The 24,369-nt window shown below is 73.5% G+C and carries 18 protein-coding genes; 14 read left to right on the forward strand and 4 right to left on the reverse strand.

Annotated features, from left to right (window positions below; translation table 11 throughout):
- The first annotated feature begins 45 nt into the window (after window positions 1–45).
- Window positions 46–2,517: a RelA/SpoT family protein gene (locus ACQPYA_RS11215; RefSeq protein ID WP_433532546.1), complete on the forward strand. Its 2,472-nt coding sequence runs from the start codon at window positions 46–48 to the stop codon at window positions 2,515–2,517.
- A gap of 63 nt (window positions 2,518–2,580) precedes the next feature.
- Here the strand turns inward: ACQPYA_RS11215 and ACQPYA_RS11220 are convergent, their stop codons facing one another.
- Both ACQPYA_RS11220 and ACQPYA_RS11225 read right to left on the reverse strand, forming a co-directional pair.
- Window positions 2,581–3,414 carry a peptidylprolyl isomerase gene (locus tag ACQPYA_RS11220; RefSeq protein WP_433532547.1) on the reverse strand — a complete coding sequence of 278 codons (834 nt, stop codon included), beginning with the start codon at window positions 3,412–3,414 and terminating at the stop codon, window positions 2,581–2,583.
- Window positions 3,415–3,469: 55 nt separating this feature from the next.
- A complete protein-coding gene (locus ACQPYA_RS11225) occupies window positions 3,470–4,384 on the reverse strand; it encodes a peptidylprolyl isomerase (RefSeq protein ID WP_433532548.1) in 915 nt (304 codons plus the stop codon).
- Between the two features lie 247 nt (window positions 4,385–4,631).
- Between ACQPYA_RS11225 and ACQPYA_RS11230 the strand changes: the two genes are divergently transcribed.
- Window positions 4,632–5,351 carry an MBL fold metallo-hydrolase gene (locus tag ACQPYA_RS11230; RefSeq protein WP_433532549.1) on the forward strand — a complete coding sequence of 240 codons (720 nt, stop codon included), beginning with the start codon at window positions 4,632–4,634 and terminating at the stop codon, window positions 5,349–5,351.
- Between the two features lie 55 nt (window positions 5,352–5,406).
- Window positions 5,407–6,735 carry a histidine--tRNA ligase gene (gene hisS / locus ACQPYA_RS11235; RefSeq protein WP_433532550.1) on the forward strand — a complete coding sequence of 443 codons (1,329 nt, stop codon included), beginning with the start codon at window positions 5,407–5,409 and terminating at the stop codon, window positions 6,733–6,735.
- A gap of 419 nt (window positions 6,736–7,154) precedes the next feature.
- Here hisS and ACQPYA_RS11240 read toward each other — a convergent pair whose 3' ends face one another.
- Entirely contained in the window at window positions 7,155–7,673 is a 519-nt protein-coding gene (locus tag ACQPYA_RS11240; RefSeq protein WP_433532551.1) for a PaaI family thioesterase, read from the reverse strand.
- Window positions 7,674–7,838: 165 nt separating this feature from the next.
- Here ACQPYA_RS11240 and ACQPYA_RS11245 point away from each other — a divergent pair, with 165 nt between their 5' ends.
- Entirely contained in the window at window positions 7,839–8,309 is a 471-nt protein-coding gene (locus tag ACQPYA_RS11245) for a winged helix-turn-helix transcriptional regulator (RefSeq protein ID WP_433532552.1), read from the forward strand.
- Window positions 8,310–8,355: 46 nt separating this feature from the next.
- On the opposite strand, the gene ACQPYA_RS11250 is transcribed toward ACQPYA_RS11245, so the two are convergent.
- Window positions 8,356–9,186, reverse strand: a complete 831-nt coding sequence (locus ACQPYA_RS11250) for an SGNH/GDSL hydrolase family protein (RefSeq protein ID WP_433532553.1) — start codon at window positions 9,184–9,186, stop codon at window positions 8,356–8,358.
- A 247-nt stretch (window positions 9,187–9,433) separates the two neighbouring features.
- Between ACQPYA_RS11250 and ACQPYA_RS11255 the strand changes: the two genes are divergently transcribed.
- The 10 genes from ACQPYA_RS11255 (at window position 9,434) to alaS (ending at window position 24,318) form a co-directional block, all read left to right on the forward strand.
- A complete protein-coding gene (locus tag ACQPYA_RS11255; RefSeq protein ID WP_433532554.1) occupies window positions 9,434–10,486 on the forward strand; it encodes a S1 family peptidase in 1,053 nt (350 codons plus the stop codon).
- A 229-nt stretch (window positions 10,487–10,715) separates the two neighbouring features.
- Complete coding sequence (gene aspS, locus ACQPYA_RS11260) at window positions 10,716–12,536, forward strand: aspartate--tRNA ligase (RefSeq protein ID WP_433532555.1); 1,821 nt, start codon at window positions 10,716–10,718, stop codon at window positions 12,534–12,536.
- 131 nt (window positions 12,537–12,667) lie between these two features.
- Window positions 12,668–13,480, forward strand: a complete 813-nt coding sequence (locus tag ACQPYA_RS11265; protein WP_433532556.1) for a sugar nucleotide-binding protein — start codon at window positions 12,668–12,670, stop codon at window positions 13,478–13,480.
- A gap of 86 nt (window positions 13,481–13,566) precedes the next feature.
- Window positions 13,567–14,160, forward strand: a complete 594-nt coding sequence (locus ACQPYA_RS11270) for an ArsR/SmtB family transcription factor (RefSeq protein WP_433532557.1) — start codon at window positions 13,567–13,569, stop codon at window positions 14,158–14,160.
- Complete coding sequence (locus ACQPYA_RS11275; RefSeq protein WP_433532558.1) at window positions 14,157–15,662, forward strand: MFS transporter; 1,506 nt, start codon at window positions 14,157–14,159, stop codon at window positions 15,660–15,662. The genes ACQPYA_RS11270 and ACQPYA_RS11275 overlap by 4 nt, the downstream gene beginning before the upstream one ends.
- Before the next feature lie 223 nt (window positions 15,663–15,885).
- Window positions 15,886–17,409 (forward strand): replication-associated recombination protein A, encoded by a 1,524-nt coding sequence (locus ACQPYA_RS11280; protein ID WP_433532559.1) that lies wholly within the window; start codon window positions 15,886–15,888, stop codon window positions 17,407–17,409.
- Window positions 17,410–19,983: 2,574 nt separating this feature from the next.
- Window positions 19,984–20,697 carry a hypothetical protein gene (locus ACQPYA_RS11285; RefSeq protein ID WP_433533468.1) on the forward strand — a complete coding sequence of 238 codons (714 nt, stop codon included), beginning with the start codon at window positions 19,984–19,986 and terminating at the stop codon, window positions 20,695–20,697.
- A 152-nt stretch (window positions 20,698–20,849) separates the two neighbouring features.
- Window positions 20,850–21,311 carry a DUF948 domain-containing protein gene (locus tag ACQPYA_RS11290; protein ID WP_433532560.1) on the forward strand — a complete coding sequence of 154 codons (462 nt, stop codon included), beginning with the start codon at window positions 20,850–20,852 and terminating at the stop codon, window positions 21,309–21,311.
- 26 nt (window positions 21,312–21,337) lie between these two features.
- Window positions 21,338–21,643: a hypothetical protein gene (locus tag ACQPYA_RS11295; protein WP_433532561.1), complete on the forward strand. Its 306-nt coding sequence runs from the start codon at window positions 21,338–21,340 to the stop codon at window positions 21,641–21,643.
- Window positions 21,640–24,318, forward strand: coding sequence for an alanine--tRNA ligase (gene alaS, locus ACQPYA_RS11300; protein WP_433532562.1), 2,679 nt, complete (start codon window positions 21,640–21,642; stop codon window positions 24,316–24,318). Before ACQPYA_RS11295 ends, alaS begins: the two co-directional genes overlap by 4 nt.
- Window positions 24,319–24,369 lie beyond the last annotated feature (51 nt).

Below are 24,369 nucleotides of genomic sequence, written 5' to 3' on the forward strand. Positions count from 1 at the left end.
GCCGGCGCACGGTCGGTTTATTTCCGGCGAGCGGTGAGGAGGCCGGTGTCCCACGATGTCGCCCCTCCGGTGGAGGGCACGGTGCACCCGACAGGCGATGCGGACGGCTCGGTGACCGACCGCAACGGCGCCACCCCGGCGTCGGGCGGCGGACCCGACGCGGCACGGCCCACGGGCGACGCGCTCCTTCCGGTGGTGGCCCCCGAGGCCACCCCCGTCGAGGCCGTCGACTCGTCGGCGAGCAGCGGCTTCGGGTTGTCCCACGCGCCCACCGGCCGGCGGGTCCGGGCGCGGTTGGCGCGGTTCAACGCTCCGTGGCAGTCGTCCCAGGTCAGCGAGGTGCTGGAGCCGCTGATCTCGTCGCACCGGGAGAACCATCCCAAGGCCGACGCGCGGCTGTTGCAGCGGGCCTTCGACACTGCGGCACGCTGGCACTCGGGTCAGTACCGGAAATCCGGTGACCCGTACATCACCCACCCGCTCGCGGTGGCGACCATCCTGGCCAATCTGGGCATGGACACCACCACGCTGGTCGCCGCGTTGCTGCACGACACGATCGAGGACACCGAGTACACCCTCGACCAGATGCGCGCGGACTTCGGCGGCGAGGTCGCCCTGCTGGTCGACGGGGTCACCAAGCTCGACAAGGTCAAGCTCGGTGACGCGGCCAAGGCCGAGACGATCCGCAAGATGGTCGTCGCCATGGCCAAGGACCCGCGGGTCCTGGTGATCAAACTGGCCGACCGGCTGCACAACATGCGTACGCTCTCCTTCCTCCCCGCGCCGAAGCGGGAGCAGAAGGCCAAGGAGACGCTGGAGATCCTCGCCCCGCTCGCCCACCGCCTGGGTATGAACACCATCAAGTGGGAGCTGGAGGATCTGGCCTTCGGCACGCTGTTCCCGAAGCGGTTCGAGGAGATCAACCGGCTGATCGGGGAGCACCAGCCGCAGCGGGAGGCGTTGCTGCGGCAGGTGACGCAGAAGGTGCAGGTCGACCTGAAGGCCGCCAAGATCAAGGCGGAGACCACCGGTCGGCCGAAGCACCTGTACTCGATCTACCAGAAGATGATCGTGCGGGGCCGGGACTTCAACGACATCTACGACCTGGTGGGGGTGCGGATCCTGGTCGACACGGTGCGGGACTGCTACGCGGCGTTGGGGGTGATCCACGCGAACTGGCAGCCGGTGCCGGGCCGGTTCAAGGACTACATCGCCATGCCGAAGTTCAACATGTACCAGTCGCTGCACACGACGGTGATCGGGCCGACCGGCAAGCCGGTGGAGATGCAGATCCGCACGTACGCGATGCACCGGACGGCGGAGTTCGGCATCGCGGCGCACTGGAAGTACAAGGAGCACAAGGGCACCCAGATCGTCGGGCCGCCGGCGCACATCGACGAGATGACCTGGCTGCGGCAGTTGCTGGACTGGCAGCGGGAGGCGGCGGACCCGAGCGAGTTCCTGGACGCGTTGCGGTTCGACCTGTCCAGCCAGGAGGTGTACGTCTTCACGCCGAAGGGCGACGTGATCCCGTTGCCGACGGGGTCGACGCCGGTGGACTTCGCGTACGCGGTGCACACCGAGGTGGGGCACAAGTGCATCGGGGCGCGGGTCAACGGCAAGTTGGTGCCGTTGGAGTCGACGCTCTCCAACGGTGACGTGATCGAGATCTTCACGTCGAAGTCCGACACGGCCGGCCCGACGCAGGACTGGTTGGGTTTCGTCAAGAGCCCCCGGGCGCGGACGAAGATCCGGCAGTACTTCAACAAGGAGCGGCGCGAGGAGGCGATCGAGGAGGGCAAGGACGCGATCGTCAAGGCGATGCGCAAGCAGGGCATGCCGTTGCAGCGGATGCTCACCTCCGACAACCTGATGGCCATCGCCCGGGATCTGCACCTGCCTGACGTGGCGTCGTTGTACGCGGCGGTGGGGGACAGTCAGGTCTCCGCGCAGTCGGTGGTGCAGAAGCTGATGGCCTCCTACGGGGGCGAGGAGGGCGCGGCCGAGGACATCGCCGAGACCGCCGTCGCCACCCGGCCGCCGCGCAGCCGGGCCTCCAGCCACGACCCGGGTGTGGTGGTACGCGGGGTCAGCGACGTGTGGATCAAGCTGGCCCGCTGCTGCACCCCGGTCCCGCCGGACACGGTCTTCGGCTTCGTGACCCGCTCCGGCGGGGTGAGCGTGCACCGGGACGACTGCGCCAACGCCGAGGACCTGCGGGCCCAGGGGGAGCGGGTGGTCGAGGTGAACTGGAAGCTCACCTCCGCCTCGACGTTCCTGGTCGCCATCCAGGTGGAGGCCCTCGACCGGCACAAGCTGCTCGCCGACGTCACCCGGGTGCTCTCCGAGGAGCGGGTCAACATCCTCTCCGCCACCGTCACCACGACCCGCGACCGGGTGGCGGTGAGCCGGTTCAGCTTCGAGATGGCCGACCCCAAGCACCTCGGTCACCTGCTCGCCGCCGTCCGCAAGGTGGACGGCGTCTTCGACGCCTACCGCGTGACCTCTGGCGCCTAGACCGGCAGACAGCGAAGCGCCCGCCGGCACCGCCGGCGGGCGCTTCGGGCGTGGTAGGTCTGGTCAGGCGGGGGCCATGGTGAGGTCGGTGATGACGACCTCCTTCTTGGGGTGGCCGCCGCCGGCCTGCTGGGCGAACGCGCCGTCGTCACCGGCGGCGGCGATCTCCTTGACGAGGTCCATCCCGCCGGTGATGGTGCCGAGCACGGTGTAGTTCGGGTCCAGCGGGGAGTCGCCGTAGACGATGAAGAACTGGCTGCCGGTGCTGGCCGGCTGGCCGGAGTTGGCCATGGCGATGACGCCCTCCGGGTACGGCGGTCGCATGTCGGTCGGCAGGTTCTCCTCCGACATCCGGTAGCTCGGGCCGCCGGTGCCGTCGGTCTCCCGCCAGCCGTTGCCGGTGGCGCTCGGGTCGCCGCACTGAAGCACCTTGATGCCCTCGGTGACCAGCCGGTGGCACTTGGTGTTGTCGAAGAAGTTCTTCTCGGCCAGGTGGATGAAGCTCCCCGCGGTGCACGGCACCGCCGACTGGTCGACCTTGGCGGTGATCGGGCCGAGGTTGGTGGTGATCGTCATGGTCTGGGTGCCGGTCCGGCTCTGCTCGGCGCCCGGCAGCCCGACGTCCTTGGTCGTCGGGGTCCGCTCGCCGGCCGGGATCTCGATCCAGTCGCACTGCGCCGAGCCGCCGTCCCGGGCGACGTTCTCGGTGCCGCTGTCGTCGCCGATCAGGTTGCTGGCCAGCCAGGCCGTGCCGGCGACCACCAGCAGCAGGACCACGCCGGCCCCCACCACCGCCTGCGTCTGGCGGCGCTTTCGGGCCCGGGCCGCCCGCTCGGCCATCTCCTTCTCGAGCCGGGCGCGGGCCGCCGCGCGCTGCCGCTCTCTGGTGGACGTCACGCCTCGATCCTCCTGGACTGTGCTGTGGATGCCGCTGCGGTGGTGGAACCGTGGGTCAGTTCGGGTTCGTGCTGGCCTCGGGTGCGCCCGAGGCCGCCGAACTCGGCGTACCCGCGGGGGTCGGATCGGTCGGCGATGCCGGATCCAGCACCGGCTCGCCGACGGTCAGGCTCTGGAGGACGACGTCGTCCTTTGGCGCGACCTTTTCCCCGGCTTCATTGTCCACGGTCGGCAGGGCACCGATCTTCTCCACGACGTCGAGGCCCCCGGTGACCCGGCCGATGATCGGGAACTTCGGCTCGGCGGTGGTGTAGTCCTTGAAGAAGATCACGAACTGGCTGCCGTTGGCGCCCGGCGGGTTCGCGATCATGGCGACCGTGCCCTTCGGGTACGTCGGCGGCTGATCCGGGGCCGGGCTGGCCGAGGGGGAGGCTTCCGGCACGTCGGGCATGTTCTCGTCGTAGAACGAGTACGACGGGCCGCCCAGGCCGGTGCCGCTGGGGTCGCCGCAGCGCACCGCGCCCTCGGCCATGATCTCGTGGCACTTGGTGTTGTCGTAGAACGACTGGCTGGCCAGGTGGGCGATGCTCGCGGCGGCGCACGGAGCGCTCGCCAGGTCCAGCTCGACCGAGATCGGCGCGCCCTGGTTGGTGACGATGGTCATCGGCCGGTTGCCGGTGATCGGCAGTCCGGTGGTGGCCGGCTCGCCGACATCCTTGAGGTTGGTGTTGCCCGCCGTGTTCTGCGGGGTCCAGAGGCAGACCTCGTCGGCGGCGGTGTTCTCGGCCGGCTCGCGGTCGAAGGCGCCCAGCGCCCACGCCGAGCCGGCGATGACCAGCACGAGGATCAGGGCGGTGCCGACGCCGGCCCGGATCTGCCGACGACGTTTGGCGACGGCGGCCCGGCGGGCCAGTTGCCGGTCGAGCTTGGCCCGCGCCAGTTTGCGCTGCCGGTCCCTGCTGGAAGCCACCCGTGCTCCCCTTCCTCTACCCTGGTCGTCAGCCGGTGGTCGCGTACCCGTCGGGCGGCAGGTGCGCCACGCCACACGCCCGCCAGAGTGTACGGGTACCGGCTGTGAAAGTCGTCTACTAGGTCGGCTGGCACGTGGCATCGGGGTGCGTCAGTGCCCAGTGGTGCGGTTGGGACGGATGCGCCGGAGCCGGCCGGGCCGCCGGTTAGGCTGCGCAAGAGGACAGCTCGACGGAAGGGGAGCGGACGTGCTCGTGGCCGGCTTTCCCGCGGACGCCTTCGGCACCAACTGCTACGTGGTCGCCGCCGGGCCGGGGGAACAGTGCGTGGTGGTCGACCCCGGCATCGGGGTGATCGACCGGCTCGACGCGCTGCTCGCCGAGCATCGCCTGCACCCGGCCGCGGTCCTGCTCACCCATGGGCACCTCGACCACACCTTCTCCGTGGCGCCGGTCTGCGGGGCGCGCGGGATCACCGCGTACGTCCACCCGGCCGATCGGGAACTGCTGGCCGATCCGGCGAAGGCGCTGTCGATGGACCTCACCCAGCTCTTCGGCGGCCGGCTGCCGTACGCCGAGCCGGAAGAGGTCGCCGAACTGGCCGACGGTATGACGCTCGCCCTCGCCGGGTTGGAGATCACCGTCGACCATGCGCCCGGCCATACCGGCGGGTCGGTGCTGTTCCGGCTGCCCGGCGCCGGCTCGCCCTGGGAGGCGGAGCAGCTCTGCCTCTCCGGTGACGTGCTCTTCGCCGGTTCGATCGGCCGCACCGACCTGCCCGGCGGCAGCCTGCCGACGATGCTCACCAGCCTGCGGGACAAGATCCTCCCGCTGGCCGACGACACCGTCGTGCTGCCGGGCCACGGCCCCGCGACCACCATCGGCCGCGAGCGCGCCACCAACCCGTACCTCACCGAGGTGGCCGGGATGGGCGGCGCGCGACCGGCGGCCCCCAGCCGCGGCCTGTAACGGCCGCACCGACTCTTTCCCCGCGCGGATCGCGCGGGTCTGCGAACGGAGCATCATGAGCAAGCCCACGCCCATCTCCGGGTTCCCGGAGTGGACGCCCGCCCAGCGAATGATCGAGCAGTACGTCCTGGACCGGATCCGGTCGACCTTCGAGCTGTACGGCTTCGCGCCGCTGGAGACCCGGGCCGTCGAGCCGTTGGACCAGTTGCTGCGCAAGGGGGAGACCTCGAAGGAGGTCTACGTGATCCGGCGGCTGCACGGCGACCCGGAGGGCCTGGCCGGCGACGACGCCCTCGGCCTGCACTTCGACCTGACCGTGCCGTTCGCCCGCTACGTGCTGGAGAACGCCGGCAAGCTCCAGTTCCCGTTCCGTCGCTACCAGATCCAGAAGGTGTGGCGCGGCGAGCGGCCGCAGGAGGGGCGGTACCGCGAGTTCCTCCAAGCCGACATCGACATCGTCGACCGGGACACCCTCGCGCCGCACCACGAGGCGGAGATGCCCCTGGTCATCGGCGATGCGCTGCGCTCGCTGCCGCTTCCGCCGGTCCGTATCCAGGTGAACAACCGCAAGATCTGCGAGGGCTTCTACCGGGGCATCGGGCTGGCCGATCCGGAGGCGGTGCTGCGCGCGGTCGACAAGCTCGACAAGCTCGGCCCGGCCGGCGTGGCCGAGCTGCTGGCCGCCACGGCCGGGGCGAGCGAGGCGCAGGCCAAGGCGTGCCTGGCGCTGGCCGAGATCTCCGCGCCGGACGCGTCGTTCGCCGACGCGGTGCGCGCGCTCGGGGTCAGCGACCCGCTGCTGGACGAGGGCATCGCCGAGCTGACCGCCGTGGTGGAGACCGCCGCCGCGCACGCGCCGGGGCTCTGCGTGGCCGACCTGCGCATCGCCCGGGGCCTGGACTACTACACCGGCACCGTCTACGAGACCCAGATGATCGGGTACGAGCGGTTCGGCTCGGTCTGCTCCGGTGGCCGGTACGACAACCTGGCCAGCGCCGGGGCGGCCCGGTTCCCCGGGGTGGGTATCTCGATCGGGGTGACCCGGTTGCTCGGGCTGCTCTTCGGCGCCGGCGCGCTCTCCGTGTCCCGCGACGTGCCGACCTGCGTGCTGGTGGCGGTGACCAGCGAGGAGTCGCGGGCGACCAGCAACCGGGTCGCCGAGGGCCTGCGGTCGCGGGGCATCCCGACCGAGGTGTCGCCGAGCGCGGCGAAGTTCGGCAAGCAGATCCGGTACGCCGAGCGGCGCGGTATCCCGTACGTCTGGTTCCCCGGCCCGGACGGGGCCGCCGACGAGGTGAAGGACATCCGCTCCGGCGAGCAGGTCGTCGCCGCGGCGGGGGAGTGGACGCCGCCCCGGGCGGACCTCAAGCCGCTGGTGAGCTGAGCCGCTGGTGCCCCGACCCGGTCCGACCCTGGCCGCGGGGGCAGTGTGCCGGCCGGGTGGCACCTTTCCTCCGAAGTCTGATTTCACAGCGAAATAAGTATTTCGCTGTGAAATCAGGCCCAGTGGAGGGTGTTGCTCGGCCTGGCCTGGAACGTCGGCCCGGTCTGGCCCGGCCCGGTCCCGGTCTGGCCTGGTCTGGCCCTGGCGTGAGCGTGGCCTGGCCTGGGCATGGCGCGGCGGGCCGCTGAGCCCCGGGCACGGTCGCTGGCTCTCTCGACGACCTTTCGTGCCCGGGGCGGCTCAGCAACCCGCCGCCGGCCATCGCATCCATGCCATCCCGCGACGCGTCCTCGGCACCCCGCGACGCGTCCATGCCATCCCGCGACTGGGGCGGCGGGTTCGGCATGCGGCGCGGCCGGTCAGGCGGCAGGGAGGTCCAGCGGTAGCAGGAGGCAGCTGGAGGTGGCGTGGGCGACGAGGCGGGACCGGCCGTCGGTCAGCCGGGCCTCGGCCAGGGCGGTACGCCGACCGCTCTGTAGCACGGTCCCCTCGCAGCGCAGCGTGCCGGAGTCGACGGTGACCGGCCGGAGGAACTTCACGTTCAGGTCCAGCGAGGTGTAGCCGACGCCGACCGGCAGGGTGGTGTGCACGGCACACCCGGCGGCGGTGTCCAGCAGGGTGGAGATCACCCCGCCGTGCACCGTGCCGAGCGGGTTGTAGTGGAACTCCTGCGGCACCAGCTCGACCACGACCCGGCCCTCGTCGGCCTCCATCCGGGCCATGTCGATCAGGTGCATCACCGGCGGCGCGGCCAGCTCGCCGGCGATCATCGCGCGGAGCAGCTCCAGCCCGCCGCGGCGGCCGACCTGCGCGGCGTTGATGCCCGGATCCGACCAGGAGAAGGTCCGGCTACGTGCCGCATCCTGCGTCTGCGTCATGGACTCAGCCTGTCAGCGCTTGCTGAGTCTGTCAATCGAACTCAGTGCGGTGTCCGGATCCGTTTGCCGCGCCGCGCCGGGCCCAGACTCCGCCCTGCCGGAGCACCGCCGGGACCTCGCCGCGACACTGGCAACGCTCCTGGACGCCGCACTAGCCTTTCGGGCATGAGACCCGCGGCCCTGGACTGGTCGGTCGACAACTGCACGGTCGCCCGCGCGATGGAGGTGCTCGGCGAGAAGTGGACCCTGGTGGTGCTGCGTGAGGTGTTCAGCGGGGTCCGTCGCTTCGACGACATGCGGGTGCGTACCGGCATTCCCCGGCAGGTGCTGACGAACCGGCTGGCGACCCTGGTCGACCAGGGCGTGCTGCGCCGCGAGCCGTACCGGGAGCCGGGCAGCCGGCTGCGCCACGAGTACCGGCTCACCACCAAGGGGCTCGATCTCTGGCCGGTGCTGGTCGCCGTGCTGGCCTGGGGTGACCGGTACCTCGCCGACCCGGAGGGCCCGCCGCTGAGCGTCGGGCACCGCGACTGCGGTGCCGAGGTCCGCGTCGAGTTGCGTTGCGCCGCCGGTCACCACGTCGCCGAACCCCGCGACGTGATCCCCCGCCCCGGCCCCGGCGCCCACCCCCGCTGACCCGCCCCACGGTTCACCACGGGACGGGTCAGGGTGGTCGGGTGGGTTACCAGGCGAAGCCGGCGGGGTAGGAGACGGTGGCGAGGACCTGCTGGCCGGTGGCGTTCGGGTGGAAGTAGTCCCAGCCGGAGAGCTGGGCGAGGGTGAACGGGTAGCCGAAGACGGCGTTGCCGTCGTACCTGCAGTTCGACCCGTACGCGGTGCAGGCCGCCGCGAGCTGGCCGTTGAAGTCGATCACCCGCTGCCGGACCCGGTTGCGCCGGTCGACGTCGGCCTGGGCGGTGGAGGTCGGGTTGGCCAGGATGGACTGGCAGATGCCAAAGAGCGACCAGGCGGTGCGGGCGCTGGAGCTGTCCTTGCCGACCGACCAGAGCCGGTGCACGTCCGGGATGCTGATCACGTAGACGCGGGCGTTCGGCAGGCCGGTCTTGAGCCTGTTCAGGGCGGAGTCGATGTTCGCCCGGAAGGTGGCCACCGAGGTCATCGTCGACTCCGAGCCGGTGCAGGCGTCGTTGGCGCCGATCAGGATGGTGACGTAGCCGGCCCCCTGGCTGACCGCGGTGCCGGCCTGGCCGTACAGGTCGGCGGACTTCGCCCCGGTGCGGGCGGCGTTGTTGTTGCGGCCGTTGATGCCCGGGCTGACCGCGCGGATGCGCAGGTAGTGGCTGTTCACGGTGGAGTGGTCGCCGGTGCTGAACGAGCGGCTGGTGCAGTCGACGTACCACCCGCAGGCGTTGAAGCCGCGGGTGATGGAGTCACCGAGGCTCGTCATCGAGGTCGGCGGCGGGCCGGGGTCGGCGATGGCCGGGCTGGTGACGAGCAGGACGAGGGCGGTGACGCCGGCGAGGGTGGCCAGCGCGCGTCGGACGAGGGTCATGGTGGCCTCCGGTTCACGACTTGCCGGATTGCGGCGGTGACCAGAGCGTATAGATGACCTTCTGTGTCCACAATGTTGCGGAGGGGTTACGCCCGCCGGGAGAGGAAATTCGGGCAAAGGGTGGCCTTGCTTACGATCTTAAATATGTGAATACTTGCCCTCGCTTGGTCATTTCCCCAGGTGGCTGAGTTGCCCCCTGCCCTGTCGCCGTGACAGGGCCCCCGACCCCCATCCGGGAGGCTGTTACATGCGACCCACAAGGTCAATGCTGCGCCGCGTCGTCACCGTCGCCGCGGCCGGAACTCTCGTCGCCGGCGTGCTGGCCGGAGCGCCGGCCCAGGCGGCACCCGCGTCCGCCTCGCCCGACGCCGCGGCCGCCCTGGCCGAGCGGCTCGGCGACCGCGCCGCCGGCGCCTACGCCGACGCCGCCGGCAAGATGGTCGTCGCGGTGACCGACGCCGTCGCGGCCCGCCAGGTGGCCGCCGCCGGCGCCACCCCGAAGATCGTCAAGCGCGGCGCCGCCGAGCTGAGCCGGGCCACCGCCGAGCTGGACCGTTCCGCCGCGATCGCGGGCACCGCCTGGTGGACCGACCCGGCCACCAACCAGGTCGTCGTCTCCGTGGACAGCACGGTGACCGGCGCGAAGCTGGAGCGGGTCAAGGCCGCCGCCGCGCGGACCAACGGCGCGGTACGCATCGAGGCCGAGGCCGGCGTGCTGAGCACCCGCATCTCCGGCGGTGAGGCGATCTACGCGCAGGGCGGCGGGCGCTGCTCGCTCGGCTTCAACGTGCGCAGCGGCAGCACCTACTACTTCATCACCGCCGGGCACTGCACCAACATCGCGTCGAACTGGTACAGCAACTCGGGGCAGACCGCGCTGCTGGGCGCCCGTGCCGGCAGCAGCTTCCCGGGCAACGACTACGGCATCGTCCGGTACAGCAACCAGAGCGTCGTGCAGCCGGGCAACGTCTACCTCTACAACGGCACCTACCGCGACATCACCGCCTCCGGCAGCGCGTACGTCGGCCAGTCGGTGCAGCGCTCGGGTAGCACCACCGGCGTGCGCAGCGGCTCGGTCACCGCGCTCAACGCCACGGTCAACTACGCCGAGGGTCAGGTCCGCGGCCTGATCCGGACCACCGTCTGCGCCCAGCCGGGTGACAGCGGCGGCTCGCTGTTCAGCGGCACCATCGCGCTCGGCCTGACCTCCGGCGGCAGCGGCAACTGCACCAGCGGCGGCACCACGTACTTCCAGCCGGTCGGTCCGGTGCTCAGCGCCTACGGCGTCAGCGTCTACTGACCTTCCTTCCGCCCAACCGACCTGTCTCCTCCGCCAGCGGGCCGCCGGATTCCTCCTCCGGCGGCCCGCCCGCGCGCCCGCCCGCCCGCGCCCGTCGGCGTTAACAGGGGGCCCTTTTACTACGCGAGGCGTTAAGAGGGGGCCCTTCCTTGCACCCCGGGAACGGGGGTGTGGGGGTGCTGAGAGAATGTCGGGAGCAGATGTAGAGCAGACGAGGGAGACGCACGTCGTGATCCGTACCCATGACGCCGGCAGCCTGCGCGCGGCGGACGCCGGCACCACGGTGACGCTCGCCGGGTGGGTGGCCCGCCGGCGCGACCACGGCGGGGTCATCTTCGTCGACCTGCGCGACGGCTCCGGCGTGGTCCAGGTGGTGCTCCGCGAGGAGGACGCGCACGCGCTGCGCAACGAATACTGCGTCCGGGTCGTCGGCGAGGTGACCCGCCGCCCGGAGGGCAACGAGAACCCGGAGCTGCCCACCGGTGACGTCGAGGTGACCGCGACCGAGCTGGAGGTGCTCTCCGAGGCGGCCCCGCTGCCGCTGCCGGTGGACGACCAGGTGGTCGCCGGCGACGACATCCGGCTCAAGTACCGCTACCTCGACCTGCGCCGCAGCGGCCCGGCCCAGGCCCTGCGGCTGCGCTCGCGCGCCAGCCAGCTGGCCCGGACGGTGCTGCACGACCGGGACTTCCTGGAGATCGAGACCCCGACGCTGACCCGCTCCACCCCGGAGGGCGCCCGCGACTTCCTGGTGCCGGTACGCCTGCAGCCCGGCAGCTGGTACGCGTTGCCGCAGTCACCGCAGCTGTTCAAGCAGCTGCTGATGGTCGGCGGCATGGAACGCTACTACCAGATCGCCCGCTGCTACCGGGACGAGGACTTCCGGGCCGACCGGCAGCCGGAGTTCACCCAGCTCGACATCGAGATGTCCTTCGTCACCGAGGACGACGTGATCGACCTCGGCGAGGCGATCGTCGCCGCCCTCTGGTCGGACCTGGCCGGGTACGAGATTCCCCGCCCGATCCCGCGGATCACCTGGCACGACGCGATGGCCCGGTACGGCTCGGACAAGCCCGACCTGCGCTACGGCGTCGAGCTGACCGAGTTGACCGACTACCTGCGCGGCACCCAGTTCCGGGTCTTCGCCGGCGCGATCGACGCGGGCGGCTACGTCGGCGCGGTGGTGATGCCGGGCGGCGCGGCGCAGACCCGCAAGGAGTTGGACGGCTGGCAGGACTGGGCCAAGGCGCGCGGCGCCAGGGGCCTGGCGTACGTGGTGCTGGACGCGGAGACCGGCGAGGCGCGCGGGCCGGTGGCGAAGAACCTGTCGGCCGAGCACCTGACCGGGCTGGCCGACGCGGTCGGCGCCAAGCCGGGCGACGCGATCTTCTTCGCCGCCAGCGCGCAGGCCCGGGAGGCGCAGGAACTGCTCGGCGCGGCCCGGATCGAGATCGCCCGGCGGTCCGGCCTGGTCGACGAGAGCGCCTGGGCGTTTTGCTGGGTGGTCGACGCGCCGATGTTCGAACGGACGTCGGAGGAGAACGGCGGGGCAGCCGGCTGGACGGCGGTGCACCACCCGTTCACCTCGCCGAACGCCGAGTGGGTGGACCGGTTCGAGGAGGCGCCGGATCGGGCCCTGGCCTACGCGTACGACATCGTGTGCAACGGCAACGAGATCGGCGGCGGCTCGATCCGTATCCACCGTCGCGACGTCCAGCAGCGGGTCTTCGCGCTGCTCGGCATCACGCCCGAGGAGGCGCAGGACAAGTTCGGCTTCCTGCTGGAGGCGTTCAGCTACGGCCCGCCCCCGCACGGCGGCATCGCGTTCGGCTGGGACCGGGTCTGCATGCTGCTCGCCGGCGCCGACTCGATCCGCGAGGTGATCGCCTTCCCGAAGACCCGGGGCGGCTTCGACCCCCTCACCGGCGCGCCCACCCCGATCACCGGGCAGCAGCGCACCGAGGCCGGCATCGACGCCAAGCCCAAGCCCCAGCCGCCGGCCCACCCCGGCACCGCCGGCCCCGCCGCCCCGGTCGCCGACCCCACCTGACAACCACCCCGCCTCACCCGCCCCGGGACCGCTCGGGATCGTTGTCGACCATGAAGTCGTCGTCCTCTGGCCGGCGTGCCGGGACGGTAAGTTCATGATCGACGATGTGGGCGCGGGGTGGAGGTGCGTCGATGCGGTTGTTGGTGGTGGGCGGTAGCGGGCTTCTCGGGCGGGAGGTGTGCCGGCAGGCGGTCGGTGCCGGGTGGTCGGTGGCGGGGACGTATCACTCGGGGTCCGTCGGGGTGTCGGGCGTGACGGCACGGCGGCTCGACGTGACCGACCGGGCCGCGGTGCGGGCGCTGGTTTCCGCAGTACGCCCCGACGCCGTGGTCGGCACTCCCTACCGGTACGCCGACTGGGCGGTCACCGCCGACGGGGCGGCCAACGTCGCGTCCGCCGCCGCCGAGGCGGGGGCGCGGTTGGTGCACATCTCCAGCGACGCGCTGCACGCCGGGCGTCCCGAGGCGTACGCCGACGACGACCCGCCCACCCCGATCTTCCCGTACGGCGCGGCGAAGGCGGCCGCGGAGACGGCGGTGCGGGCCATCGACCCGGCCGCCGCGCTGGTGCGTACCTCGTTGATCCTGGGGGAGGGGAGCCCGCAGATCCAGCTCTGCCGGGACGCCCTGGCCGGCCGGGCGGCCCTCTTCACCGACGAGCTCCGCTGCCCGGTCGACGTCGCCGATCTCGCCGCCGCCGTGCTGGAACTGGTGGCGTCCGACTACGCCGGTCCGCTCAACGTGGCCGGCCCGGACGGGGTGAGCCGGGCGGAGCTGGGGCTGCTGGTGGCCCGCCGGGCGGGCGTCGACCCGGCCCACCTGAAGACCACCACGGCTGCCGCCGCCGGCCTGGTCCGCCCCGCCGAGGTACGCCTCGACTCCACCCGCGCCACCGGCCTGCTCCGCACCCGGCTGCGCGGCGTCACCGAACTCTTCGCCGCCTGAACCACCCGAACCCGCTGCCCCGGATCCTGCATAGTTTCTGTGCACAAGTATTGTGCACAGAAACTATGCACAAGTATTGTGCAAGCATGGGAAGTGACGAGAAGAAGGCACCGCGCCGGGTGCGGCTCGATCACCGGCAGGTCCGGGTGCTGGCGCATCCACTGCGTACCCGGCTGCTCGGCGCGCTGCGGGTGAAGGGGCCGGCCACCGCCACCACCCTCGCCGAGCTGCTCGACACCAACACCGGCGCGACCAGCTACCACCTCCGCCAGCTCGCCGAGGTGGGGCTGGTCGCCGAGGAGCCGGACCGGGGCACCGGGCGGCAGCGCTGGTGGCGGGCCGCGCACGACGTCACGAGTTGGGAGAACACCGACTTCGACGACGACCCGGACGCCCGCGCCGCGGTGGAGTGGATCCAGTCCGAGCAGGTACGCCTCTTCGTCGAACACGCCGAGCGGTGGTTCGCGGCACGCGACCAGTGGCCGCCGGCCTGGCGCGACGCGTTCGGTATGGGCGACGCCTTCATGACCATCCCGTCGAGCCGGCTGGCGGCGCTCAGCGCGGAGGTGTGGCAGATCCTGGAGCGTTACCGCGCGGAGGCCGACCCTGGCGAGCCCGGCGCCGAGCAGGTGCAGATCTTCCTTGCCGCGTTCCCGCTGATGCTGGGGAGCCGGCGATGAGCGCCCTGTCCGTGCGCCAGGTCCGGCGCCGTTACCTGGTCCTGCACGGGCTGCGCTGGCTGCCGGTCGGCCTGACCATCCCGATCTTCATCCTGCTCATGCAGGAGCGGGGGCTGACCCTGACCCAGATCGGCCTGGCCGTCGCCGCCCAGGGGGCGGTGGTGCTCGCCCTGGAGCTGCCGACCGGCGGGTTCGCCGACGCGCTGGGCCGCAAGCCGGTGCTGGTGGTGGCCAGCCTGGTCGGGCTCGTCTCGACGGCCCTGCTGGTGGTGGCCGACTCGCTCGCCCTGCTGGTCGCCGTCTGGGCGTTGCAGGGCGTGTTCCGCGCCCTGGACAGCGGCCCCCTGGAGTCCTGGTACGTCGACAGCACCCTGGCCGCCGACCCGGACGCCGCGTACGAGAAGGGGCTCGGTCAGGGTGGCACGGTGCTCGGCCTGAGCGTGGCGGCCGGCGCGCTGCTCAGCGGCGGCCTGGTGGCCCTCGGCCCGCTCGGCCCGGTCAGCGCCCTCACCGTGCCGGTCGTGGTCGCGGCCGTGTTCCAGATGGTCTACCTGGCGGCGCTGCTGACCCTGCTGGTGGAGGGGCGGCCGGCGGCCGGGCCGGGTGCCCTGCGGGCCTCGATCCGCAGCGCGCCGCGGATGGTCGGCGAGGCGTTCGGCCTGCTGCGCCGATCCCGGGTGCTGCTCGCCCTGGTGGCGGTCGAGCTGTTCTGGGGCTTCGGCATGGTCACCTTCGAGGGTCTGCTGCCGGTCCGGCTGGCCGAGGTGCTGGGCGACGCCGACCGGGCCGCCGCCCTGCTCGGACCGGGCAGCACCGTGGCGTGGCTCGCGTCGGCCGGCGGCGCGGCGCTCACCCCGCTGCTCATCCGCTGGCTCGGTGCCGCACCCGGTGCCGCCCTGCTGCGGATCGTGCAGGGGGCCACCGTGGTCGGGATGGCGCTGCTCGCCGGCCCGGTCGGGGTGCTGGTCGCCTTCTTCGCCTGCTACGCCGTGCACGGCGCGTCGAACCCGCTGCACATGGGGCTCCTGCACCGGCAGGTCGACGGGCCGTACCGGACCAGCGTGATCTCGGTGAACTCGATGGTGTCCATGCCGGCCGGCGCTCTCGGCGGTGTGCTGCTCGGGTTCGTCGGCGACCGCGCCGGGGTGAGCACGGCCATGCTGGTGGGCGCGGTGGTGCTGGCTGTCGCCGCGCCGCTCTACCTGCCGGCCGCAGCCCTCCGAGGTGCCGGAGAGGGCACCGGTCTGACGTGGGGCCGCCGGACGGCCCGCGCCGGGACCAGCCGCCGCCCGGCGGGCTGCCGGGGCCGCGGTGGTCCAGCGTGGAGATTGGCGAGCCGACCGATCGGGTACATCCCGCGCCGACCTACTGGAACCCCCACCGGAGGAACGCCATGCTCGCCATCGCCGCCGCCGCGGTTTTCGGCTTCGCCCTGCTGCTCGACCTGCTGGACACCAGGCTCGGCGCGCCGGACCTGTTCAACTGGAACACCCTCGTGCTGATCGGCCTGCTGCTGCTCGCGCTCCACCTGGCCGGCTTCGGCCGGCGCGCGGGCGGCGGTGGCCGCTGGTACCGGGGCCGCCGCCCAGGTCGCGGCTGAGCGGCTCGTCGGAAACCGCCCTTCGGGCTTTCCCGACCAGCCGTCGCTGACCGAGAACGATCATCGCGGGTACGGCCGGCGGCGCGATTCCGGCGTTGTCGGCCGAGCCCGGTACTGTTCTCGTGATGGAGTCCGACGCCCTCTTCACCCTCGGTGAACCCGCCGCAGCGCCCAGTGCGGTGGCGGGTTCCGGCGGCGTCGGCAGCTTCACCGCGGTCGCGCCGGATGCGCCGCTGCCCGTCCGGATGCGCCCGGCCGACCTGGACGAGCTGGTCGGTCAGGAGCACCTGCTCACCCCCGGCGCGCCCCTGCGGCAACTCGTCGCCGGGAGCGCGCCGATGTCGGTCATCCTGTGGGGACCGCCGGGCAGCGGCAAGACCACCATCGCCCACCTGGTGGCCGGGGCCACCGACCGGCGCTTCGTCGCCATGTCGGCGCTCACGGCGGGGGTGAAGGACGTCCGGGCCGTGATCGACACCGCCCGGCGGCAGCGGCGCTCGGGTGGCCCGCCGACGGTGCTCTTCATCGACGAGGTGCACCGGTTCAGCAAGACCCAGCAGGATTCGCTGCTCGCCGCGGTCGAGGACCGCACCGTCACGCTGCTCGCGGCCACCACGGAGAACCCGTACTTCTCGGTCATCTCCCCGCTGCTGTCCCGGTGCGTCCTGCTCACCCTGCACCCCCTCGACGACGCGGCGGTCCGCGCCCTGCTGCGGCGGGCGATGACCGACGAGCGTGGTCTGGCCGGTGCGCTCACCCTCACCTCGGAGGCCGAGGACCACCTCGTCCGGCTGGCCGGCGGGGACGTCCGCAAGGCGCTCACCGCGCTGGAGGCGGCGGCCGGCTCGGCCACCGCGCTCGGCAGCGGGCGGATCGACCTGCCCACGGCCGAGCGGGCGGTCGACACCGCGGCGGTGCGCTACGACCGCGCGGGCGACGCCCACTACGACGTGACCAGCGCCTTCATCAAGAGCATGCGGGGCTCGGACGTGGACGCCGCGCTGCACTGGCTGGCCCGGATGCTGGTCGCCGGCGAGGACGCCAGGTTCATCGCCCGGCGGCTGGTGATCTTCGCCAGCGAGGACGTCGGCATGGCCGACCCGGCCGCCCTCGGCGTGGCCACCGCCGCTGCCCACGCGGTGGAGTACGTCGGCCTGCCCGAGGCGCAGCTCAACCTCGCCCAGGCGGTGATCCACCTGGCCACCGCGCCCAAGTCGAACTCGGCCACCAGCGCGATCGGCGCCGCGATCGCCGACGTGCGGGCCGGCCGCGGTGGCCCGGTGCCCCGGGGCCTGCGCGACGCGCACTACGCCGGCGCGCGGGGGCTCGGCCACGGCACCGGATACCGCTACCCGCACGACGACCAGCGGGGCGTGGTCAACCAGCAGTACGTGCCGGACGACCTGATCGGCACCGACTACTACCGGCCGAGCCAGCACGGCGCGGAGCGGGCGGTGGCCACCCGGCTGCCGTTGCTGCGCCGGATCGTCCGCGGGCTACCGAGCCCCGCCCGTACGGAAGCGTCGCCAGCGGGCGACCGGGCCGAGGCCCCGACGCCGTCCGAAGTCGACGGTGACCGGCCTGCGGCAACGGGCGTCGGCGTCGTGGAACAGGTCGGCGGTAGCGCCGACGGGAAGGGTCAACAGTGAGATCGTCGGAGCGACCGGAGGACGGCCCGGAGGAGCCGCGCGGCAAGGCCCGTCGCTGGGGCCGGGGCAAGACCGAGGCCGCCCCGGAGGAGCCGGCCGCCGGCGAGGACTTCGGCTGGATCGACGACCTGCGCTCGGCCAAGCAGCAGCGCGGCGAGCTGGGTCCCGACGGCGTGACGCCGATGCCCGAGGCGCCCGCTGCCCCCGCCCGGGCCCGGCAGCGCCATCCGGCCCGGCTCACCCCGGCCCGGACCGCCCTGGCCTCGCGCCACCCGGCCGCTCCGGCCCGGTCCCCGCCGGCCGTCCTGGCCCCGCCGGCCGCTCGGCGCCGGTGCCGCCGGCCGGGCCGATCCCGCCACCGACCCCCGGCGGTCGCGGACAGGCGCCGCCGGCCCGCCCCACCCCGTCGGATCCGGCGGCCGGCCCGGCCGCCGCGCCCCCGCTGCGCCGGGGAACGGCCGAACCGCCACGATCCCGACCGGCCGACGGCCCCTGGCCCGGCTCCCCGGCGGCCCGGCCGCCCGCGGGCCCGCCGCCGCCCGCCGGTCCGGTGCCCGCTGCCGGTCCCCGGCCGCCCGCCGGCCAGCTCCCCGCGCGGCCGCCCGCCGAATCCCGCGAGCGGCCACCGGCAACCCCGCCGTATCCCGGTCCGCCCGTCGCCGGCCGGCACGATCCCGGCCCGCCGAAGAGCCCGACCGGCGGCTGGCCGCAGCCCGACGCCGGGCCACCGGGCCGGCGGTCGCGGCCGGGGCCGCCCCCCGAGCCACCGCTCTCCGGCCCCCCGACCGGCCCGTTCCCCGGCTCTCCGACCGGCCCGACCTCCGGCGCTCCGGTCGGACCGGCGGCCGGAGCGCCAACCGGTCCGGTGCCCGGCCCACCGGCACCCCGCCGGATGCCCGCCGGCCGGCCGAGCGGCATGCCGGCCGGCTCGCGTCGGGCCGCGCCCCTCGACGCCGAGCCGACCCACGGACCCGGCCTGCCGGAGGTGGCCGCCGGGCCGGGCTCGGCCGGTCTTCCGGAACCGCCGGCACCCCGGCGGGGGCGGCGTGCCATGGACGACCCCACGCCCCCCACCGACCCGACCGGCGGTCCTGGCCGGACGGCGTCGGGCCTGCTGCCCGCCAGCGGTGGACCGGCCGGTGCCCCGGCCGGCGGCCGGCGGGGCGGCCGTCGCCGTGCCGCAGACACCGCGGCCGACCAGCCGGTGGTGCCGCTGTCCGGCAACGCACCGCCGCTTCCCGGTGTGCCCGCCAGCCCCGCCGCCGGGCCCGAACGCGGGGAGGATCCGCCACGGGGCCGCCGGGCCGCGCCAGATGAGCCGACGCCGCCGGCGCGGGGCCGCCGGGTGGCGCCGGAGGCGGAGCTGCCGGGGACGGGCCGCCGGTCAGCCGACACGATGGACGCACCGGTGGGCGGTCACCGCGCGGCCGAGACGGAGGACACCCCGGTCCGGGGCCGGCGGGCGGCCGACGACGATTCGGTCTCCGGGCGCGGTGCGGCCAGCGGTGACACCGGGGAACGGCCGCCGGTCGCGCGACCCGGCGAGGGCCGGGCCGGCCGCCCGGAGCGGCCGGCCGACTGGCTGCGACAGGCCGGTCGCCCCCACCACACCGACCCGGCGCTGCCGACGATCAAACGGCGGGCCGCGCCGCCCGGGACAGCGGCCGGAGCGCCGCCGGCGGGACGGGCCGGCGGCACCCCGTCGGGCGGCACCCCGGTGATCGGTGACCGTCGAGGCGTGGAGGCCCCCGGCGGGGCCCCGGCCAACCGTCCGAACCCGGGCGCCGCGCCGGGCCGCCCGCCCGCTGATGGGCGTCGGGGCGTCGACTCCGGACCGGAGAACCCGGCCGCCGCCGCGCGCCGCGCCGACGGACCGCCGGGTCGCGGGCGTTCGGCACCGATGGCCGGGCCACCCGCCGCCGGCCCGGGTGGGAACGAGCCGCCGGCCGGCCGCCCCGGAGCGGAGCCGCCGACCGGCCGTACCCGGGCACCTGGCCGCCCGGACATCCCGCCCCGCGGCGCCGCCCGCCCGGACGGGATGCCGCCGGGGCCGGCGAGGGGAGGCCGCACCGACGGTGCGCCGGCTGGTCCGCCGCGCGGCGCTGCCCGGCCCGACGGGGTGGCCGGCGGTCCCGGTCGTCCCGGCGGCATGCCACCCGGCCCGGCCCGGGGCGCGGCCCGCCCCGAGGCCCCGGTCGGCCCCGACCCGGACGCCGCCCGGGGCGACGCCGGTCCGGCCCGCCCCGACATCGGTCCGCTCCGCCCCGACATCGGTCCGCTCCGCCCCGGCGTCGGCGCGCCGGTCGGTCCCGCACCCGGTGGCCCGATCCGCGCCCCCGGGGAGCGCCCCGGAGCACCCAACGCGCCGGCGGTGGCTCGGGCCACCGCCGCCTCCCCCGGCCCGACGACCGGTTGGCCGGCCGGGCCGCCCCGCCGCACCGGAACCCGGCCCGACCCGAGCCGTCCGGTGTCCCCCCCGTGCCGCCGCGCGCCGCCGAGGGCCCGGCGGTGGCCCGGGCCGCCGCCGTCGTCGCGCCCGTCGACCCGGCCGGTCCCCGGCCCGGCGAGCCGGACGTGCGCCGGCCCGTCGAGCCGGCGACGCCGGACGCCGACCGGCCCGAGGACGACCGGTCCGGCGCCGGTACGGAGCCACGCCGGCAGAGCCACGGCAACCAGCGGCTGCGCGCCGTCATCCTGGTGGCGGTCAGCATGATCCTGTTCGGCGGCGTTCCGGCGTACTTCGGTATGCAGATGATGGACCGGGACCCGGTCTTCGTCTCGCTGGACGACCTGGACGTGCCGACCTGGGCCGCGGCCGGCCCGGTCGACGACGTCAGCGGCAGCCCCTGGTGCCTGCTCGACTGCCGGCTGCGGGAACGCACCGTCAACTCCGAGCGGTCGCCGGAGGAGACGGCCCAGGCGTACGAGGCCGCGCTGCGCGAGGACGGCTGGCAGCCGTGGACGCCGCAGTACTGCCCCGAACAGCAGGAGAAGGGCAGTTACACCTGCTGGCGGCAGGATGAGTTGACCCTCGACCTCTGGGTCCGGTCGCCCACCTGCGTACCGCCGCCGGTGGACGGCGAGCCGGCGGTCGTACCGTCTCTTGATCCGGAGACCGCGGCCGAGGAGTGCACCGGATCGTTGGTGTCGGTGAAGGTCCGCAACGCGATCGACGACGAGCGGACCAGACCACAGCCGAGCACCGACCCGTCACTGACCGGTGTGGACCCGTACCCGACGCTGGACGAGGACCCGTTGGGCGAGTTGACGCCGTCCCCACCGTCCTGAGCCGATCGTCATCACGGACGGTAGGGTCTGGTTCTGGTGGCGCGCGTGCTTCCGCCGATCCTCGGCGGGCCACCGGGCGGTTGGCGTGGGCGAGACGGTCGTGCGTCTCGGGGGATCGTGCGGCCCCGGGACACTGGTTGAGGAGGACAGGCGTGGGCATTTTGGAGATCGCGGCGTTGATCGCGGCGATCGCGTTCGCGATGCTGGTGTTGATCCTGACGCTGCCCATCCTGCGGCTGCGGCACACCGTGGACGCCACCACCCGGATGATCAGCGACCTCAACGACCGGACCGGCCCGCTGCTCGGCGACGTGAACACGACGGTGCGCAACGTCAACGTCACGCTGGAGCAGGTGCAGACGTCGCTCGACGGACTGAACCTCCAGCTCGCCAAGGTCGACAACATGACCAGTAACGCGCAGAACATCAGCGCCAACGTCGCCAACCTGGTCGCCGTCGTCTCCGCCGCCGCGGCCAACCCGCTGGTCAAGGTGGCCGCGTTCGGCTACGGGGTGCGCAAGGCCGCCGCGGCCCGCCGGCACGCCGAGACCGAACGCGAGGTCCGCGACACCATCAAGGCCCAGCGGCGCGCCTCCCGGCGCGGAAACCGCTGACCGGCGCAGGACCGGGAGGTACGAGCATGAAGCGCCTGTTCTGGCTGGGAGTGGGGCTGGCCGTCGGTGTGGTGGTGGTCCGCAAGGCGACCCGCGCCGCCCGCGCGTACACCCCGGCCGGCATCGCCGACAACCTCTCGGAATCCGCTGGCGGTCTGGTCGAGGAGCTGCGTAGCTTCGTGGCGGACGTGCGGGCCGGAATGGCCGAGCGGGAGCAGGAGATCCACGAGGCGTTCGCCCACGGTGAGGCGTTCGACGACCAGTTCGCCGAGCTGCGCGGTGAGCCGCGCCTCGGTGACAGCGACATCTTTCCGGAGGAACACCAGCGATGAAGACGGCGGAGATCAAGCGGCGATACCTCGCCCACTTCGAGGCGAACGGCCATGCCGTGGTGCCGTCCGCTCCGCTGCCCGCCATCAGCGACCCGAACCTGCTGTTCGTCAACGCCGGCATGGTGCAGTTCGTCCCCTACTTCCTGGGCCAGCAGACCCCGCCGTACCGGCGGGCGGTCAGCGTGCAGAAGTGCATCCGTACGCCGGACATCGACGAGGTCGGCAAGACCAGCCGGCACGGCACGTTCTTCCAGATGAACGGCAACTTCTCCTTTGGCGACTACTTCAAGGACGGGGCGATCCCGCTCGCCTGGGAGCTGGCCACCAAGTCGGTCGAGGCGGGCGGCTTCGGGCTGGACCCGGAGCGGATCTGGGCGACGGTCTACCTCGACGACGACGAGGCGTACGACATCTGGCGGCGCACCGGCGTGCCGGCCGAGCGGATCGTGCGTCGCGGCAAGAAGGACAACTTCTGGTCGATGGGCATCCCGGGCCCGTGCGGCCCGTGTTCCGAGCTGTACTACGACCGGGGCCCGGCGTACGGCCTCGAAGGCGGCCCGGAGGTCGACGAGGACCGTTTCCTGGAGTTCTGGAACCTCGTCTTCATGCAGTTCGAGCGGGGCCCGGGCACCGACAAGGAGAACTTCCCGATCCTCGGCGAGCTGCCGGCGAAGAACATCGACACCGGCATGGGCCTGGAGCGGATGGCCTCGATCCTCCAGGGCGTCGACAACCTGTACGAGATCGACGAGGTCCGGCCGATCCTGGAGCGGGCGGCCGAGCTGACCGGCAAGCGCTACGGCGCGCACTCGGGGCACGCGGCCAACCAGTCGCACCCGGACGACGTGCGGCTGCGGGTGGTCGCCGACCACGTGCGCACCGCGCTGATGCTGATCGGCGACGGGGTGACCCCGGGCAACGAGGGCCGCGGGTACGTGCTGCGGCGGATCATGCGTCGGGCGATCCGGGCGGTGCGGCTGCTCGGCTGGCAGGACAAGGCGATGCCGGAGCTGCTGCCGGTGGCCCGGGACTGCATGGCCCCGTCCTACCCGGAGCTGGCCGCCGACTTCGACCGGATCTCCGCGTACGCGTACGCGGAGGAGGATGCCTTCCTGGCCACGTTGCGGGCCGGCACCACGATCCTGGACACCGCGATCGCCGAGACCCGGACCGCCGGTGGCCCGGCGCTCTCCGGTGAGAAGGCGTTCCAGCTGCACGACACGTACGGCTTCCCGATCGACCTGACCCTGGAGATCGCGGCCGAGCAGGGGCTCGACGTCGACCAGGAGGGCTTCCGCCGGCTGATGGCCGACCAGCGGGCCCGGGCCAAGGCCGACGCGCAGGCCCGCAAGACCGGCCACACCGACCTGTCGGCGTACCGGTCGGTGCTCGACGCCGGCGGGCCGGTGACCTTCACCGGCTACACCGAGGTGGCCCGCGAGTCGACGGTGCGGGCGGTGCTCGGCACCGACGGCCCGCGCGCGGCGGCGGTCGAGGGCGACACGGTCGAGCTGGTCCTCGACACCACCCCGTTCTACGCCGAGGGCGGCGGGCAGCAGCCCGACCTGGGCATGATCACGGTCGGCGGCGGCCAGGTCGAGGTCCTCGACGTGCAGCAGCCGGTGCCGGGGTTGATCGTGCACCGGGCCCGGGTGATCCGGGGCGAGGTACGCCCGGGGGAGACCGGCTACGCCGAGATCGACACCAGCCGGCGGCGGGCCATCTCCCGCTCGCACACCGCGACCCACCTGGTGCACCAGACCATGCGCAACTTCCTCGGCGAGTCCGCCACCCAGGCCGGCTCGCTGAACGCCCCGGGTCGGCTGCGGTTCGACTTCAACACCGCCACCGGGGTGGCGCCGAGCGTGCTGCGCGACGTGGAGCAGCAGGTCAACGAGGTGCTCCTGGCCGACCTGGAGGTGCACGCCTTCGTCACCTCGCTGGAGGAGGCGCGCCGCATCGGCGCCATGGCGCTCTTCGGCGAGAAGTACGGCGAGCAGGTCCGGGTGGTCGAGGTCGGCGACTACGCCCGCGAACTCTGCGGCGGCACCCACGTGGCCCGCTCCGGCCAGCTCGGGGTCGTCAAGATCCTCTCCGAGTCGTCCATCGGTTCCGGCGTACGCCGGGTCGAGGCGCTGGTCGGCATGGACGCGTTCAACTTCCTGGCCCGCGAGCACCTGCTGGTCGCCCGCCTCGCCGAGCTGTACCGGGTCCCCTCGGAGCAGGTCGCCGACCGGGTCGAGCAGACCGTCACCCAGCTGCGCGACGCCGAGAAGGAGCTGGAGAAGCTCCGCGCCCAGCTGGTGCTCGGCGGCGCGGCGGCCTTCGCCGCGCAGGCCAAGGACGTGCGCGGGGTCGCCTACGTCGGCATCGAGGCGCCCGAGGGGGCGGCCGGCAACGACGTCCGCACCCTGGCCCAGGAGATCCGGGGCCGGATCGACCCGGCCCGGCCGGGCGTGGTCGCCGTGGCGGCCCGGTCCAACGGCAAGGCGTCCCTGGTGGTGGCGGTCAACGCGGCGGCCCGGGGCCGGGGGCTGGCCGCGAGCGATCTGGTCAAGGCCGCGTTCTCCGGGCGCGGTGGCGGCAGCCCGGATCTCGCCCAGGGCGGCGGGCTGCCCGAGTCGGAGGTACCGAACCTCCTGCTCACGGTCGAGAAGGCGATCGCCGAGGCGTGAGTTACCGGCAAGGCGGGGTCAGGGCGGACCGATCGGTCCGCCCTGACGCGT

Origin of the sequence: Micromonospora sp. CA-263727 (assembly GCF_050942455.1) — a bacterium.
In the GTDB taxonomy this organism is placed as follows: domain Bacteria; phylum Actinomycetota; class Actinomycetes; order Mycobacteriales; family Micromonosporaceae; genus Micromonospora.